The 16,970-nt window shown below is 61.0% G+C and carries 13 protein-coding genes and 1 tRNA gene; 5 read left to right on the forward strand and 9 right to left on the reverse strand.

Annotated elements, in window-relative coordinates; genetic code table 11:
• Positions 1-75: 75 nt before the first annotated feature.
• From cysS to HOY34_RS10490, 3 genes are all read right to left on the reverse strand, one after another.
• Positions 76-1,440: a cysteine--tRNA ligase gene (gene cysS / locus HOY34_RS10480; protein WP_172362889.1), complete on the reverse strand. Its 1,365-nt coding sequence runs from the start codon at positions 1,438-1,440 to the stop codon at positions 76-78.
• 378 nt (positions 1,441-1,818) lie between these two features.
• Positions 1,819-2,427, reverse strand: a complete 609-nt coding sequence (locus HOY34_RS10485) for an outer membrane protein (RefSeq protein ID WP_172362544.1) — start codon at positions 2,425-2,427, stop codon at positions 1,819-1,821.
• Between the two features lie 212 nt (positions 2,428-2,639).
• Positions 2,640-4,463: an ABC-F family ATP-binding cassette domain-containing protein gene (locus HOY34_RS10490; protein WP_172362546.1), complete on the reverse strand. Its 1,824-nt coding sequence runs from the start codon at positions 4,461-4,463 to the stop codon at positions 2,640-2,642.
• A gap of 183 nt (positions 4,464-4,646) precedes the next feature.
• Here HOY34_RS10490 and HOY34_RS10495 point away from each other — a divergent pair, with 183 nt between their 5' ends.
• From HOY34_RS10495 to HOY34_RS10515, 5 genes are all read left to right on the forward strand, one after another.
• The gene (locus HOY34_RS10495; RefSeq protein WP_172362548.1) at positions 4,647-6,683 is read left to right on the forward strand and encodes an ASKHA domain-containing protein; all 2,037 of its coding nucleotides are present in this window, start codon (positions 4,647-4,649) and stop codon (positions 6,681-6,683) included.
• 67 nt (positions 6,684-6,750) lie between these two features.
• A tRNA-Gly gene (locus HOY34_RS10500) sits at positions 6,751-6,824 on the forward strand.
• Between the two features lie 368 nt (positions 6,825-7,192).
• Positions 7,193-8,422: a mechanosensitive ion channel family protein gene (locus tag HOY34_RS10505; protein WP_172362550.1), complete on the forward strand. Its 1,230-nt coding sequence runs from the start codon at positions 7,193-7,195 to the stop codon at positions 8,420-8,422.
• Between the two features lie 375 nt (positions 8,423-8,797).
• On the forward strand, positions 8,798-9,694 hold the full coding sequence (gene rpoH, locus HOY34_RS10510; protein WP_172362552.1) for an RNA polymerase sigma factor RpoH: 897 nt from the start codon (positions 8,798-8,800) through the stop codon (positions 9,692-9,694).
• Between the two features lie 229 nt (positions 9,695-9,923).
• On the forward strand, positions 9,924-10,712 hold the full coding sequence (locus HOY34_RS10515; protein ID WP_172362554.1) for a LuxR family transcriptional regulator: 789 nt from the start codon (positions 9,924-9,926) through the stop codon (positions 10,710-10,712).
• A 136-nt stretch (positions 10,713-10,848) separates the two neighbouring features.
• On the opposite strand, the gene tsf is transcribed toward HOY34_RS10515, so the two are convergent.
• From tsf to HOY34_RS10545, 6 genes are all read right to left on the reverse strand, one after another.
• Entirely contained in the window at positions 10,849-11,760 is a 912-nt protein-coding gene (gene tsf / locus HOY34_RS10520) for a translation elongation factor Ts (RefSeq protein WP_172362556.1), read from the reverse strand.
• A gap of 116 nt (positions 11,761-11,876) precedes the next feature.
• The gene (gene rpsB / locus HOY34_RS10525; RefSeq protein WP_172362891.1) at positions 11,877-12,638 is read right to left on the reverse strand and encodes a 30S ribosomal protein S2; all 762 of its coding nucleotides are present in this window, start codon (positions 12,636-12,638) and stop codon (positions 11,877-11,879) included.
• Between the two features lie 226 nt (positions 12,639-12,864).
• On the reverse strand, positions 12,865-13,401 hold the full coding sequence (locus HOY34_RS10530) for a class I SAM-dependent methyltransferase (protein WP_172362558.1): 537 nt from the start codon (positions 13,399-13,401) through the stop codon (positions 12,865-12,867).
• Between the two features lie 15 nt (positions 13,402-13,416).
• On the reverse strand, positions 13,417-14,814 hold the full coding sequence (gene lpdA / locus HOY34_RS10535) for a dihydrolipoyl dehydrogenase (protein WP_172362560.1): 1,398 nt from the start codon (positions 14,812-14,814) through the stop codon (positions 13,417-13,419).
• Positions 14,815-14,890: 76 nt separating this feature from the next.
• A complete protein-coding gene (locus HOY34_RS10540; protein WP_172362562.1) occupies positions 14,891-15,478 on the reverse strand; it encodes a DUF924 family protein in 588 nt (195 codons plus the stop codon).
• 51 nt (positions 15,479-15,529) lie between these two features.
• Positions 15,530-16,960, reverse strand: a complete 1,431-nt coding sequence (locus HOY34_RS10545; RefSeq protein ID WP_172362564.1) for an MFS transporter — start codon at positions 16,958-16,960, stop codon at positions 15,530-15,532.
• Positions 16,961-16,970: the final 10 nt, after the last annotated feature.

Raw genomic sequence — 16,970 nt, forward strand, 5'->3', positions numbered from 1 at the left:
CTGTCTTTTCAACTGTCGGAAAATATCCTCGGGGGGTGTGGGGGGCAGAAAGCCCCCCGCTGCCTGCCGCTTCCATCAGTCCAGGGCCTCCAGTTTTGCCGCATCAAATCCGGGCCCGGGCACCAGCTCGCAGCCTGATTTCGACATCCGCACCTCAACCCCCGCCGCGACCAGCTGCGCCTTCATCGCATCGGCTGGCGCGAAATTCTTGCTTTCCATCGCCGCCTGCCGCAAAGCGGCCAGCCGCTCGGCCCAGGGGGTCAGATCAACTCCGGCCTCACTCCAGGCCCCCATATGATCTTCCAGCAGCCCAAGCATGGCAGCCGAGGCCTTCAGCCCCGCAAGATCGCCCTCACGTGCCAGATCATGCAGGACCGCAATCGCCCCGGCAGTGTTCAGATCATCCGAGATCACATCAATCACCCGCTGATCGGGCTGCGAGGGCGCAACGCCCTTCACCAGCCCCCGCCATTTGCGCAAAGTGCCCTCGGCCTCGCGTGCCTTCTCCACGGTCCAGTCCATCGGCTTTTTGTAATGCGTGCCAAGATAGACCAGCCGGATCACCTCACCCGGATAGCCCTGGTCCAGCAGATCGCGCACGGTGAAGAAATTGCCCAGGGATTTGGACATCTTCTTGCCCTCGACCTGAAGCATCTCATTGTGCATCCAGACCTTCGCGAAAGACCCATGCGGATGGGCGCAGCAGCTTTGCGCGATCTCATTCTCATGATGGGGGAATTGCAGATCCAGCCCGCCGCCGTGGATGTCGAAACTTTCGCCCAGCAACTCATATGACATGGCCGAGCATTCGATATGCCAGCCCGGACGGCCAAACCCCCAGGGGCTGTCCCAGCCTGGCACTCCAGCCTCCGAGGGCTTCCAGAGCACGAAATCCATCGGATCTTCTTTATAGGGCGCAACCTCAACCCGCGCGCCCGCGATCATATCATCGACCGAGCGCCCCGACAGCGCCCCGTATTCCGCATAAGAGCGCACCCGGAACAGCACATGGCCCGAGGCCTCATAGGCATGACCGCCCTGGATCAGCCCCCCGATCATCGCAATCATCGCACCGATATATTCGGTGGCGCGTGGCTCATGCGTGGGCCGCAGCGCGCCTAGCGCATCCATATCCTCATGATACCAGCCGATGGTCTCATCGGTGATGTCGCGGATCGGGCGGCCGGTCTCGGCGGCGCGGGCGTTGATCTTGTCATCCACATCGGTGAAGTTTCGCGCGTAGGTCACCGCATCCGCACCGTAAACATGACGCAGCAGCCGGAACAGCGTGTCAAACACCACCACCGGGCGCGCATTGCCGATATGGGCGCGGTCATAAACGGTCGGGCCGCAGACATACATCGACACCTGCCCCTCGCGGAGCGGCGTGAACTCTTCCTTGCGACGCGTCTTTGAATTGGTCAGCCGGATGGTCACCAGTTTAACTCCTCGCGCGATGCTTTTCCCCGCGCGGGGCCAAGTGCTCTGTCCTGAGAATAGACGAAGCCGCCCGCGCGATCCTGGATCAGCGGTTAATGCAGCAGTCAGGGGTAATGCGCAATCCGGTCATGTGACTGGCCCCATCCTCACCTTGTTCTGTCCTGACCGGCAGCCATCTGCCCGATCATCCGCGCCCATTCTGGCGCATGCGCACGGATGTGCCAGAATGGCAGTCCGCTGCCAAGCCATAATCGCGACGCATCCCACAGCCGAAACAGAAACGGCGCCGCCTCCGCAAAGAGGCGACGCCGCAATTCAGACGGGATCGCCGAGCCATGATCTGCCGGGGCAAATCTGGCTCAGCCAGGCCGCCGCTGATCAGAAGCGATAGTTCGCGCGGATGGCAAAGGTGCTGCCATCGAGATCAACGCCGGATTTGTCGAAATCGTCGAATTTATTGTAGAGATACTCGGCACCGACCAGCCAGTTGTTGCCCAGGTCATAGTCATAGCCCAGACCGGCCACCCAGCCATTGTCGGAATAATCCGCGCCCGCCACGCTGGCTTTGGCCCAGGAGGCACCAGCGGTTGCATAGACCAGCGACTGGCCAAGATCATAGCCAAGCTGCAGCTTCAGGTCGGTCTTGTTTTTCAGCTTTGCGTCAACGCCATCGTCTTTGACATCAGAGCCGGAGTAAGCGGCCTCGACACCCAGAACGGTATTGCCCAGATCCCAGCGATAGCCCAGCTGGACACCACCGATGGTGCCGTCACCGTCAAAGACCTTGCTGCCAGCAAGATCGCCCTCAAACGAGCCATAGCCGAGGCTAAGACCGCCATAGGCCCCATCCCAGTTGCCCTGGGGCGCAGCGACAACAACGGCTGGCGCAGCAACAACCAGCGGTTCATCAACCACAGTGGTCGGGCCACCGGCAAAGGCCGGGGCAGCCAGACCTGCAAGGGCGACAACGGCTGCAAAGGTTTTCATCGTTCACTCTCCATTGTTTCACGTCGCTGCAGCTACTTCCGCAATCAGCGCGTGTCGTCGAGAGAGGTGATCCTCTTTTGCGGTCCGCACAAGCGGGCCTCACCGGGACGTGAATGCTGCGCGATCTGGCGTGAACTGTTCGGTTCAGTTTCGGCCAGATCCCGCCGATCGGGCGGCACAATCCGGCGGATTTCCCGCAGGTTCTGACGGCCCTATTCGTCGCGGGCCGCCAGATCCAGCCATTCTTCCTCAGCCGATGCCAGGCTCTGCTGACGCTCGGCCAGCATTTCGCTGGCTTTGCGGAACTTGACGGGCTCACGCTCAAACAAATCGGGCTGGGCCAGCAATTCCTCGATCCGGGTGATCTCTGTCGCCAGTTTTTCAATCACGCCTGGCAGGTCGGCCAGCCGCTTTTTCTCGGTAAAGCTCAGCGCCGAGGCTGGCTTTGCGCTGGCCACAGGGCTGGCCACAGCTTTCGCCGCCGATGCGGGTTTGGCCGCGGGGGTATCCGCGCTTTGCTGCGCCAAAGACGGACGCTGGCTGACGTAATCCGACCAGCCGCCCGGATAGGCCGTAACCCGCCCGCCGCCTTCCATCGCCACCGTGGTCGTCGCCACCCGGTCGATGAAATCGCGGTCATGGCTGACCAGCAGAACCGTGCCGTCAAACTCGCCCAGGATGTCCTGCAGCAGATCCAGCGTTTCGACATCCAGATCGTTGGTAGGTTCATCCATTATCAGAAGATTGGACGGCAAGGCCATGATTTTGGCCAGCAAAAGCCGCGCCTTCTCGCCCCCTGACAGGGATCGCACCGGGGCCCGCGCCTGGGCGTCATCAAAGAGGAACTCTTTCAGATAGCCGACCACATGCTTTGGCACGCCCCGCACCATCACCTGGTCAGAGGCCCCAGACACCGCCATCAGCGGATCGCCGGTCAGGTTCTCCCACAGGGTGGCATTGGGATCGAGGCGTGAGCGGGTCTGGTCGAAAACCGCGATCTCCAGGCTGGTGCCCAACGTCACCGTGCCCGCATCGGGCGCGATCTCTCCGGTCAGCAGTTTCAGCAGCGTGGTCTTGCCCACCCCGTTCGGCCCGACAAAGGCCACCCGGTCGCCGCGCTGCACCCGCAGATCGAAATCGCGGACGATGGTCTTGCCCTCAAAGGCCTTGCTCAGCCCGACCGCCTCAACCACCCGCTTGCCCGAGACCGGGCCGCTTTCCAGCGCCATCGCGGCGGTGCCCTGACGGCGGATCTGCGAGGCCCGCTCTTCGCGCAGCGCCGCCAGCGCCCGCACCCGGCCCTGATTGCGCTTGCGCCGCGCCGAGATGCCCTCAACCGCCCATTTCGCCTCGGCCTTGATCTTGCGGTCCAGCTTGTGGCGCGCCTCATCCTCTTCGGCCCAGATCGTCTCGCGCCAGTCCTCGAAGCCTTCAAACCCTGCCTCACGCCTGCGCACTTCGCTGCGATCGATCCACAGGGTGGCGCGGGTCAGCGCCTTCAGGAACGCGCGGTCGTGGCTGATCAGCACGAAGGCCGCCCGCGTGTCGCGCAGCTCATTTTCCAGCCATTCGATGGCCTGAATGTCCAGGTGGTTGGTCGGCTCGTCCAGCAGCATCAGCTCTGGCGCCTCGGCCAGCAGCTTCGCCAGCGCCGCGCGCCGCTTTTCCCCGCCCGAGGCGGTGGCAACCGGAACCGCAGGGTCGAATTTCAGCCCTTCCGCCACCGCATACAGCCGCCAGCTCTCATCCTCGGGCAGACGCGAGGCCGCGAAATCGCCCAAAGTCTCATAGCCCGACAGATCCGGGTCTTGCTCCATATAGCCGACGGTGGTTCCGGCAGAGACCACGACAGAGCCTTTATCCGGCTCAACAATCCCGGCCATCACCTTCATAAGAGTGGATTTTCCCGACCCATTGCGCCCGACCAGCGCCACCCGGTCACCGGGCTGAACGGTCAGCGAAAGATCATCGAATACCGGATTGCCGCCGAAAGTCAGCGAAATCCCCGAAAGCTGAAGAAGAGGTGCACGTGCCATGCCTCTCCGCTAGTCGCCGCCCCGGTCGCCGTCAACGGCTGTTTTGTGCATGGCTGCGCCTGCGGAGGGTGATCCATGTCGCAAACACGCCGCGAACAGGTCGCAACCTGACGCTTACCGCCCTTGCCATGGCCCGCGCCCAGGCTAGAACCAATCCTGCGCGTGAGAGCAAAGGCCAATCCCATGTCACAAGACGCACTCGTCATTTTCACCCCCTCGGGCAAGCGCGGCCGTTTCCCGCATGGCACCCCGGTGCTGCAGGCGGCCCGATCCTTAGGCGTGGATCTCGATTCTGTCTGCGGCGGACGGGGGATCTGCTCAAAATGCCAGATCACCCCTGGCTATGGCGAGTTTCCCAAACATGGCGTGACCGTCGCCGCCGATGCGCTGTCTGAATGGAACGCGGTCGAGGACCGTTATAACCGCATCCGGGGCCTGGCTGATGGGCGCAGGCTTGGCTGTCAGGCCAAGGTGATGGGCGATGTGGTGATCGACGTGCCGCCCGAAAGCCAGGTCCATAAGCAGGTGATCCGCAAATCTGCGACCGAGCGTGAGATTGCCATGGATCCGGCCACCCGCAGCTTTTACGTCGAGGTTGAAGAGCCCGATATGCATGTGCCGACCGGCGACTTTGAACGCCTGGCCCGCGCATTGAAAGAACAATGGAATATCAATGGGATCACGGCTGATCTTTCCATTCTGCGCAAACTGCAGCCTGTCTTGCGCAAGGGCGAATGGAAGGTCACGGCGGTTGTGAACCAGGGCAATCACGATGAAAGCCATCGCCTGCTTGAGATCTTCCCCGGCTATTCCGAGGCGCCCCTTTACGGCCTGGCGGTCGATCTGGGCTCGACCACCATCGCCGCCCATCTTTGCGATCTGTCCACGGGCAAGGTGCTGGCCTCTTCGGGGCTGATGAACCCGCAGATCCGCTTTGGCGAGGATCTGATGAGCCGCGTCTCTTATGCGATGATGAACCCCGGCGGCGATGTCGAGATGACAAAAGCCGTGCGTGAGGCGGTGAACAGCCTGGTCTTGTCGATCGCGCAGGAGGCCGGGATCTCTGCCTCGCAAATCTATGAAATGGTTATCGTTTTCAATCCGGTCATGCATCACCTTTTCCTCGGCATCGACCCGGTCGAGCTGGGCCAGGCCCCCTTTGCGCTGGCCACCTCGGATTCGCTGTCGCTGGATGCGCGGGCGCTGGATCTGACCGCGATGAACCACAATGCGCGGGTCTATGTGCTGCCCTGTATCGCGGGCCATGTGGGTGCCGATGCGGCAGCGGTGGCTTTGTCGGAAGAACCGAACAAATCCAAAGACATGGTGCTTATAGTTGATGTAGGCACCAATGCCGAGATCCTGCTTGGAAATGAGAAACGCGTGCTGGCCTGCTCGTCCCCGACCGGGCCTGCTTTTGAAGGCGCGCAGATCTCTTCCGGGCAACGCGCCGCGCCAGGTGCGATTGAGCGGATCACCATTGATCCCCTGACCAAAGAGCCGCGCTTCCGGGTGATCGGTGTTGATCTGTGGTCGGATGAGGCGGGCTTTGCCGAGGCGGTCGCGAAAACCGGGATCAGCGGCATCTGCGGCTCTGGCATTATCGAGGCGGTGGCCGAGATGCGGATGGCGGGCCTGCTGGATGCAAGCGGGCTGATCGGCAGCCCCGAGCAAACCGGAACCCTGCGCTCTGAGGCCAATGGGCGCACCTTCTCTTACCTGATCCATGACGGCTCTGAACAGGGCGGGCCCAGGATCACTGTAACACAGGGCGATATCCGCGCGATTCAACTGGCAAAATCGGCGCTTTACGCCGGAGCGAAGCTGTTGATGGATGAGATGGGGGTCGAGCATGTCGACCGGGTGACTCTGGCCGGGGCCTTCGGCGCCCATATCTCGCCCAAACATGCGATGGTGCTGGGGATGATCCCGGATGTGCCGCTGGAAAAGGTCACCTCGGCCGGGAATGCGGCGGGCACCGGGGCGCGGATCGCGCTGTTGAACCGCGCGGCCCGCGATCAGATCGAGGCCACCGTGCACCAGATCCACAAGGTGGAAACGGCAATCGAGCCGCGCTTTCAGGAACATTTCGTCAATGCCAGCGCGATCCCGAATGCGGTTGATACCTTCCCCGAGCTGGCGAAGGTCGTCACCCTGCCCGATCTGTCCTTCAATACCGGCGGCAGCGGAGATGGCGGGCGCAGGCGGCGGCGCGGCTGATCTCTGCGCCCACATCGCAAAGTGAGGCTTGCACTTGGCCACGACTGCGGCTATTCGGGCTTTGTGCGCGGGCGTAGCTTAATGGTAAAGCTCCTGGTTCCCAACCAGATGACGAGGGTTCGATTCCCTTCGCCCGCTCCATATCCTCAGACGATAAATTAGACGATAAATTTCTGAATTGCGAAACAGAGACAGCCTGTTTCGCAAGAAATCTGATGTGAAATCATCTCTGGCATTCGCAAGGCCAGGGCCAGCCTGCCAGCCCCTGGCCAGCCCCCTGCCAACCGCTGCCAATCCCTGCGCGTGATCCTCTTTGCAGGGCCTCATCGAAAAACCGCCCAGCAATCGGCCGCCCGTCCATTTTAGAAAGGGGCCGCAAGGCGCAGGTTTGATGCTGCGCGGAAGCCCTGCGGGCCTGCCTTTCTGGTCCGGCGTTGCATCACGCGGCCTCAGCGGGCAAACTGACCGGCCCAGCCCTTACTGGCACAAACAGATGAGAGACGTGTTTTATGAGCAACCTCCGGGCCATCGCGGTCGATAACCCGTGGATCGAAACCATTTTCTGGCTGGCGCTGCTGCTGCTTGCGGCCGCTTTTGTGAATTACGTCGTAAAAGTCGCATTGGTACGGATCCTTCATCGGCTGATCGGGGCGTTTCATTTTCTGCAGGGCGCTGAGGTCGTCCGGTCAGGGGTGATTGCAAGGATCGCCAATGCGGCCCCCGCGCTGGTCATCTCGGTCGGGATCGTTCAGGTGCCCGGACTGCCTGCAGCCGTGGCCACTGTCATCGGCAATGTGGCCAATGCCTTCATCATCCTGGTGTTCGCCATGGCGATCTCGGCGGCGCTTGGGCTGTTCCATACGATCTGGAACCGGCGTCAGGACGGCAATGGCCGCTCGATCAAGGGATATGTCCAGGTCGCGACAATTGCTGTTTATGGCATCGCCGCCATTTTGATGGTCGCTGCAGTTATCGACCGATCCCCGATGATCCTCTTGTCCGGTCTGGGCGCGCTGACCGCGGTGCTGATCCTTGTGTTTCAGGATACGCTGCTGTCGCTGGTTGCCTCGGTTCAGATCAGCTCTACCGATATGGTCAAGGTCGGCGACTGGATCGAAATGCCGGCGCAGAATGCCGATGGGGATGTTATCGAAATCGCCCTGCACACCGTCAAGGTGCAGAACTGGGACAAGACGATCACCACGGTGCCGATCCGCAACCTGGTGACCCAGCCCTTCAAAAACTGGCGTGGCATGCAAGAGTCCGGCGGTCGCCGGATCAAGCGTGCGATTAACATCGACCAGAACACCATTCGCTATCTGACAGATGACGAACTGCGCAACCTGCAGCAGATGAAGCCGATCCGGGCCTATATCGAACGCAAGACCCGCGAATTGTCTGAGTGGAACGCCCTGCTGGAACCCGCAGATGCCAGCGTAAACCGTCGTCGTCTGACGAATATCGGCACCTTTCGCGCCTATGTCGAAAGCTATCTGAAGGCGCATTCGCTGCTGCGGCAGGATATGACAATGATCGTGCGCCAGCTTCCGCCAGAGGCCAACGGCCTGCCAATCGAGATATATTGCTTCACCGATACGATCGCCTGGGTCGCCTATGAAGCAATTCAATCCGATATCTTCGACCATCTCTATGGCGTGCTTCCCGAATTCGGCCTGGCGGTATTCCAGGCGCCTTCGGGCAGCGATTTCAGAACCCTGTCGGCAAGCGAAGAGGCGTAGATCCTTTGCAAAATCCCTCAGCCGGCCCCACCGCAGCAGGCCGGCTGAGGAAAAGGCCAGGCCTGATCAAGGCAATGTGAGGGCCAGGGTCAGGGCCTGAAGCCGCCCCTTGCGAAAAAGGGGATTACCACGCCGATCCCCCGGCCCTTGCTGCAGGAAACCCAGTCGCGACAGAGCCTTAACTTCGACGGGGATTGCCGCGGCCCTGGTGACATTCACGTGAACCCTCTGTCACAAACCTTTCAGCCCGCGCCCCCGCTTCCCATGTCACCTTCATCTTTCGTTGACCCATCTCTTGTAACGAGTGAGGGTGAACCATAAGTGAAGCGGTTCTCCGGGGGCTAATGGCACCGGAAGAAGAAACAGGGGGCAGACATGAGCACCTATACCAACCTTCCCGCACCCAGCCCTGAGCAGGGTCTTAATCGCTATCTGCAGGAAATCCGCAAATTTCCACTGCTTGAGCCAGAGCAGGAATACATGCTGGCCAAAGCCTGGACGGAACGCCAGGATTCGAAAGCGGCCCACCAGCTGGTCACCTCGCATCTGCGGCTGGCCGCAAAAATTGCCATGGGCTATCGCGGCTATGGCCTGCCGCAGGCAGAGGTCATCTCTGAGGCCAATGTTGGCCTGATGCAGGCGGTCAAACGCTTTGATCCGGAAAAAGGCTTCCGGCTGGCGACCTATGCCATGTGGTGGATCCGCGCCTCGATCCAGGAATATATCCTGCGTTCGTGGTCTTTGGTGAAAATGGGCACCACCTCGGCGCAAAAGAAACTGTTCTTCAATCTGCGCAAGGCCAAGGCCAAGGTCGGCGCGTTGGAAGAGGGTGATCTGCGGCCGGAAAACCTGGCCCAGATTGCCAAAGATTTGTCGGTGTCCGAGACCGAAGTCGTCGAGATGAACCGCCGTCTGTCAGGCTCTGATGCCTCGCTGAACGCGACGGTCGGATCAGATGGCGATGGCGCGACCCAGTGGCAGGACTGGCTTGAGGATGAGGACAGCGATCAGGCAGGCGCCTATGCCGAGCAAGATGAGCTGGACACCCGCCGCCAGATGCTGACTGAGGCGATGTCGGTTCTCAATGACCGTGAGAAAGACATCCTCATGCAGCGCCGCCTTTCCGAAGAGCCCGTTACGCTGGAAGATCTGTCGGAAAACTATGGCGTCTCGCGTGAGCGGATCCGCCAGATCGAAGTGCGTGCTTTCGAAAAGCTGCAGGCGCGGATGCGAGATCTGGCCCGCAGCAAAGGCATGGCAATCCCGGCCTGATCTGCGCGAAAAGCACGTAAATACAATCAGATACACCCGGCGCCCATGGTGCCGGGTGTTTTTCTGTCTGCCGTTTCCCGAAAAAAAAATCAACCAAAGCACGTTTTTTTCAAAATCTCACCAAGGTCCCCCAGGGTGCCGACGTCTCTATATCAGACAGACAGCAATCATTGGCGGCAGTATGGGCGACAAGCCCATGCAGATCGCGCCACACCAGGGGAGGTTTGAAATGACCTGTAACACCGTTCTTGAACTGCTTGGCCAGATCGCCTGCGCAAGCTCGATCGATGAGACATGGGAAATTGCCACCAGCCATTTCGCAGGCATCGGCTTTGCCCGGGCGAATTACGGCTTCACCCGCTTTCGCCACCTGAAAACCATTGGCGACCCTGATGACGCGCTGTTTCTCAGCACCATGGATCAGACCTATGCGCGGCGCTATTTTGAAAGCGGCCTGTTCAGCCGCAGCCCGGTTTTTCGCTGGGCAGAACGGAATTCAGGCCTGAAGACCTGGAAATGGGTGCATGACGCCCTGGCCGAGGGCCGCCTTTCCCCCGCCGAGGCCGATCTTGTGCGCCAGAATGACAGCAATGGCATTCGCGCCGGCCTGACCGTCAGTTTCCCCGAGACCTCCTCGCGCGCCAGGGGCGCATTGGGCCTGATCGCCGATCAAAATCTCAGCCATGAGGATGTCGAAGAGATCGTCCGCGAACGTCATGATGAGATCAACGCCATCGCCAATATGATGCATCTGCGCATCGTTCAGCTGCCGCAGCTGACGAAATCACGCGCGCTCAGCCCGCGCCAGCGCGAGGCGCTGGAATGGGTGGCCGATGGCAAGACCACCCAGGATGTGGCTTTGCTGATGGGGGTTTCCTCGGCGATGGTTGAAAAGCATCTGCGCCTTGCCCGCGATGCCCTGGCTGTCGAGACCACGGCGCAGGCGGTGGCAAAGGGGGCTTTGCTGAATATGATTTTCCAGAACTTCCCCGCGCCAGCAGCCCAGGCCGCGCGATAAAAGCGCAGGCACCCTGCCCCGGTTTCCCTTGCAAATTCAGTCAGATGCCAGCCGATCCTGCCAGCGCCTCTGACCTGACATAAGAAAAGGGCCGCACCTTTCGGCACGGCCCCTGTCTTTCAACGCCTGGGCTGGATCAGCCGCCAGCAAGAGTTTTCGCAACTTCTGCCGCGAAATCTTCTTCTTTCTTCTCGATGCCTTCGCCGACGGCCACACGGGCATAGCCGGTGATTTCGACGCCAGCTTCTTTGGCAGCCGCTTCAACGGTCAGGTCGGGATTGATGACGAAAGCCTGGCCCAGAAGCGTGTTCTCGGCGAGGAATTTCTTCATCCGGCCCGGGATGATGTTGTTGTGGATCACCTGCTCGGGCTTGGGCTTGGCCGAGGACGCATTTTCTTCCAGCGCCTTGGCGGTTTGCACGGCCAGCTCGCGCTCGACCACGACCGGATCAAGGGTTGCTTCCGACAGCGACAGCGGGTTGGTCGCAGCGATATGCATAGCGAATTGCTTGCCGATCTCTTGCGCCTTTGCGCCTTCGCCTTTCAGCGCAACCAGCACGCCGATTTTGCCCATGCCGTCGGTGGCCGCATTGTGGACGTAAGACACAACCGTGTCACCTTCCAGCGCATGCATCCGGCGCAGGGTCATGTTCTCGCCGATACGGGCGATTGCGTCGGTCAGCACTTCCGAAACGGGCTTGCCGTTCAGATGGGTGGCCTTCAGCACTTCGACGTCATTGGCGGTGGTCAGAGCGACTTCGGTGATCTCACGGACCAGCTTCTGGAAGTCGGCGTTTTTCGCCACGAAGTCGGTTTCCGAGTTGATCTCGATAGCCACGCCTTTGCCAGCGGTGACAGAAACGCCAACCAGGCCCTCTGCCGCAACGCGGTCAGCCTTTTTGGCGGCTTTCGCCAGGCCTTTGGTGCGCAGCCAGTCAACCGCGGCTTCCATGTCGCCATTGGTTTCGGTCAGCGCTTTTTTCGCGTCCATCATGCCTGCGCCGGTCGTCTCGCGCAGTTCTTTCACCATTGCTGCGGTGATGCTCATTTTAGTGCTCCTTCGGAACGGAATTACATCGGGCGGAAACGGACTACGGCGGGGCTATCCCCGCCGTGCAACAACCCGGTGACGGTGAAGGGGGCAAATGCTGCCCCCTGCTCCGATCAGGCTTCTTCGGCGGTCGCTTCTTCGGCCGGAGCCTCGTCCAGCGCGCCGAGATCAACGCCTGCAGCACCCAGCTGCGCCGACATGCCGTCCAGCGCTGCGCGTGCGATCAGGTCGCAGTAAAGTGCGATAGCGCGGGCCGCGTCGTCGTTGCCCGGGATCACGTGGCTGACGCCTTTGGGCGAGTTGTTGGTGTCGACGACGCCCACAACCGGGATGCCCAGCTTTTGTGCTTCGAGGATGGCGAGGTCTTCTTTGCCAACATCGATGATGAACAGCAGGTCAGGAACGCCGCCCATTTCACGGATCCCGCCCAGCGAAGCCTGCAGCTTGGCCTGGTCGCGTTCCATGCCGAGACGCTCTTTCTTGGTCAGGCCTTCTGCGCCCGAAGCAAGGGTCTCGTCGATTTGCTTAAGACGCTGAATCGACTGGGAAATGGTTTTCCAGTTGGTCAGCGTGCCGCCCAGCCAGCGGTGGTTCATGTAGTATTGTGCGCATTTCTCAGCGGCTTCGGCGATCGGCTTCTGAGCCTGACGCTTGGTGCCAACAAAGAGGATACGGCCGCCTTTGGCGACGGTGTCGCGCACGACTTTCAGAGCCTGGTCCAGCAGCGGGACGGTCTGGGTCAGGTCAACGATATGGATACCGTTGCGGTCGCCATAGATGTACTCCGCCATCCGCGGGTTCCAGCGCTGAGTCTGGTGACCGTAGTGAACGCCAGCTTCCAAGAGCTGACGCATCGAGAATTCAGGGAGCGCCATGTCCAAATACCTTTCCGGTTTGCGCCTGAGCGGAGGATTTCAGAGCAGATGCCCCAACCGGTGGACTGTTGCAGGATTTCTCCCCGCAAAGCCCGCCTCCGCCTGTGAAGTGCCGCGCATATAAACCGCCCCGCACCCTACCGCAAGCCGATAAACCTGCAGACTGCGGCATTTTCGGCAGATTTCGCAAAGTTTACAGCGCCTCTCAGGGCTTGCGCCCCAAAGCCTAGGAGACCAGCGGAAAATTGGGGTCATTGGTCAGATCGTCGGTCTCGCCGGCCTCTGGCGGCCAGGCAGGCTCCAGGTTGCGCAAGGCGGCAGCCCGATTGCCCCATTGTGCGGCCATGATGCTGTCCTCATCAAAGCCGCCTTCGATCAGAAGATTGCGCAGCCCGCGTGCCGACCAACGTGAGCAATCGACCGGAACCGCATGATAAGGCACGAAAAACGGCACAGCCAGCCAGAAATATCCGCCAGGCCGCAGCATCTTCCAGACGCTGCGCAGGGCTGCATAGGGGCGCTCGATATGTTCCCAGACCTGATTGGCCAGGATGATGTCGAACTTCATCACCTTGCCATCGGCATTGCGGAATGGGCCGTTACAGGGGTCGAAATCGGGAAAATGGAACGCCTGATGACTGCGAAAGCCCAGACGTTCCCCCCAGTTTCCAGAGATCTCCGCCGCATGTAACCGGGCCGGATCGAGATCACGCAGCCATTGGCGGCTGACCTGTTGCATCACGATCCGGTTCAGTGACGGCATCTGCCCCGCCTTCCTTCAGAAGTGGATCGCCCGACCATAGGCGTTCAGCACCGATTCATGCATCATTTCCGACAGGGTCGGATGCGGGAAGACGGTTTCCATCAGCTCTGCCTCGGTGGTTTCCAGCGTGCGGCCGACGATATAGCCCTGGATCAGCTCGGTCACCTCGGCACCAACCATATGGGCGCCCAGCAACTCGCCGGTTTTGGCGTCGAAAATGGTCTTGACCAGGCCCTCTGGCTCGCCAAGTGCAATCGCCTTGCCGTTGCCGATAAAGGGGAAGCGACCAACGCGGATCTCATAGCCCTGCTCTTTCGCCTTCGCCTCGGTCAGGCCAACCGATGCCACCTGCGGGTGACAATAGGTGCAGCCCGCGATCGAGCCCGGCTTGATGGGATGCGGATGCTGACCCGCGATCAGCTCTGCCACCATCACGCCCTCATGGCTGGCCTTATGGGCAAGCCAGGGGGCGCCCGCTATATCGCCGATGGCGAAAAGGCCGGGCACGCCGGTGCGGCAGAACTCATCTGTGACGACATGGGTGCGGTCGATTTTCACGCCCAGCTCTTCGAGGCCCAGGTTTTCGACATTGCCGACAATGCCCACCGCCGAGATCACGGTGTCAAACTCCTGGGTTTCAACCTTGCCGCCGATCTCAATATGGGCGGTGACGCCCTTGCCGGGCTGACGGTCGAGCTTTTTCACGGCAGCCTTTTCGAGGATCTTCATCCCCTGCTTCACGAATTGCTTCTTCGCAAAGGCCGAGATTTCCGCGTCTTCCACTGGCAGGATGCGATCCATCACCTCGACGACAGTGGTCTCAGCGCCCAGCGTATTGAAGAAGCTGGCAAATTCGATGCCAATCGCGCCGGATCCGATCACCAGCAGCTTTTTCGGCATCCGGCTTGCCACCAGCGCGTGCTTATAGCTCCAGACCAGGTCGCCATCGGCCTCAAGGCCGGGCAGTTCACGGGCGCGGGCCCCGGTGGCCAGGATGATGTTTTTGGCCGCCAGCGTCTCGGTGCCCTTGTCGGTTTTCACCTCGACCTTGCTGCCCGCCAGCAATTTCGCGGTCCCCATGACCACGGTCACCTTGTTCTTCTTCAGCAAATGGCCAACGCCACCCGCCAGCTGTTTCGCCACCCCGCGCGAGCGGGCAACGACGGCGGGAAGATCGTAAGAGATCCCCTCGGCTTTCAGGCCAAATTCCTTGGCGCGGTGCATCAGGTGAAACACCTCGGAAGAGCGCAAAAGCGCCTTGGTGGGAATACAGCCCCAGTTCAGGCAGATACCGCCCAGGTGCTCGCGTTCGACCACGGCGACTTTCTGGCCCAGCTGGGCCGCCCGGATCGCCGCGACATAGCCGCCCGGCCCAGACCCAATCACGATCACATCGAAGTGCTGATCGGCCATTCATTCCTCCCTCGGATAAACTGGTTTACCCTTAAACAATCTGGTTTAATCGTGCAACAAAGGTGGTGCCGCAACGCTATGCGTCTGATGCATGGCTGCTGCGCAGTCTTTCGACCAGGGCCGGATAGGCCCCTTGTGCAAGAAATTCGGCCTCGGCAGGAGTGGTTTCGCGGCCAAGCGCCTGGTTTCGAAAGGGAAAGCGGCCGAACAGGCGGATGATTTCCCGATGGGCGCGGGCATGAAGCAGGCTATCGGGGTTTTCCGGCATGCGCTCCTCGAAAAGTTGCACCGCCAGATCCTGGTCAGCCAGATCCTCCGAGTGCTCAAAGGGCATGTAGAAGAACTGCCGCTCGGGCTCGGGTGCGCCCAGATCCCAGCCCTCATCCAGCGCGACACGTGCCGCCGCACGGGCCATCGGGTCGCTGGCAAAGGCTTTGGCACTGCCGCGATGGATATTGCGCGAAAACTGATCGGCGATCACCAGATAGGCCAGCGTGCCGATCGGGCCGTCAATCCAGTGTTCCAGCCCGCCGCTCTGCAACGCTTCCAGCAGCTCGCCGAAACGCGCGGCGCAGGCGTCATCGGTTGCCGGATCGCCCGCATACCAGCCCTCGGGGCCGATCTCTTCGATCCAGAACTGCAAGACTTCGATTGGATCAGACATCTTTACCTCCGCTTTGGGCCAGACTGGCAGGCCGGGCGGCAAGGCGCAACCTCAGCCGTCGCGCGGTGGTGATTTTCCATCCTCTGACAGCGGGGGGACATCAGAGCGCAAGGTGGCCTCATCCGCCGCGCCCGTATCAGCTGTGCCCGTATCAGCTGTGCCCGTATCCGCTGACGTAGCCGGATCGCTGGTTTCGCGTACGATGATCAGCGCCTCTGCCGCCTCGGCTGCGGCCTCGGGATTTTCGGGCGAGGGATTGATTTCAGGCGCATTCTCTACGACCGCCACCGCCGCCACCGCCGAGGCCGTGGGCGAGACGCCGACAAAGGCCCCCGTCACCGTGGGCGTCGCCCGCTTTGTCATCCGCCAGGCCGCATAGCCGGCCAAAGCCGCATAAAGCACGCCGACAAAAAGAAAGAAGCCGCGAGACCCAACCACCCCCATCAGCCAGCCAGTAATCAGCGGCCCGAAGATCGACCCCACGCCATTGATGAACAAAAGCCCCGCAGAGGCCGCCGCCATCTGCTCTTTCGAGAGGTAGTCATTGGTATAGGCGATGATCAGGCCGTAAACCGGGTAAGTGATGCCGCCCAAAAGCGCCGCAACCACCAAAAGCGCCGGGAAGGGCAAGGGAAAGAGCGTGGCAATCGCCATGACAGCCGCCGCAATCACCGAAAGCCACAGAAGGATCTTGCGGCGGTCGATCCGGTCGGACAGCTTGCCGATCGGATATTGCAGGATCAGCCCGCCGATATAGAGGCAAGAGGTGAAAAGCGCGATCTGCTTGACCGACAGCAGGCTGACCGTGCCCCAGACCGAGGCCATGCCGAACATCGCCGAGAACACGCCGCCGATCAGGAAGATCCCCACACAGCCCAGCGGCGAGATCTGGTACAGCTCACGAAAGCCGAGGCGCTGGCCGGTTTCAAAGCTGGGGGTCGGGAAGGTGGCCAGCAAAAGCGGCAGGAAGGCCAGCGAGACCAGAACCGAGGGGATCAGGAACAGTTCATATCCAAACGGATCGCCATAGGCCAGCAGCACCTGGCTGGATACGATCCCCAGCATCTGCACGATCATATAGGCCGAAAGCGCCTGGCCGCGCGTCTCATTCGTGGCAATCGAGTTCAGCCAGCTTTCCGCCGTGATATAGACACCCGCAAAGCCAAAGCCGATCACGATCCGCATCAGCGCCCAGGCCTGCCACTCGATCAGCATCGGATAGACCACCAGCACCGCCGAAATCAGCGAGCCAAGCGCCGCGAACACCCGGATATGGCCGACATGCTGCAGCATCCCCGGCACATAGCGCGAGCCCAGCAAAAAGCCCAGGAAATAGGCCGACATCACCACCGACAGCTGGAAGGTGCCAAAGCTTTCCAGCGTGCCCCTGATCCCCAGCAGAGATCCCTGGACGCCGTTCCCCAGCATCAGCAGCAGCACCCCCAGAAGAAGCGGCCAGGTGGTGTAAAGAACTCTCAGCATAGCGCGCTCC

Origin of the sequence: Pseudogemmobacter hezensis (genome assembly GCF_013155295.1) — a bacterium.
Lineage (GTDB): Bacteria > Pseudomonadota > Alphaproteobacteria > Rhodobacterales > Rhodobacteraceae > Pseudogemmobacter > Pseudogemmobacter hezensis.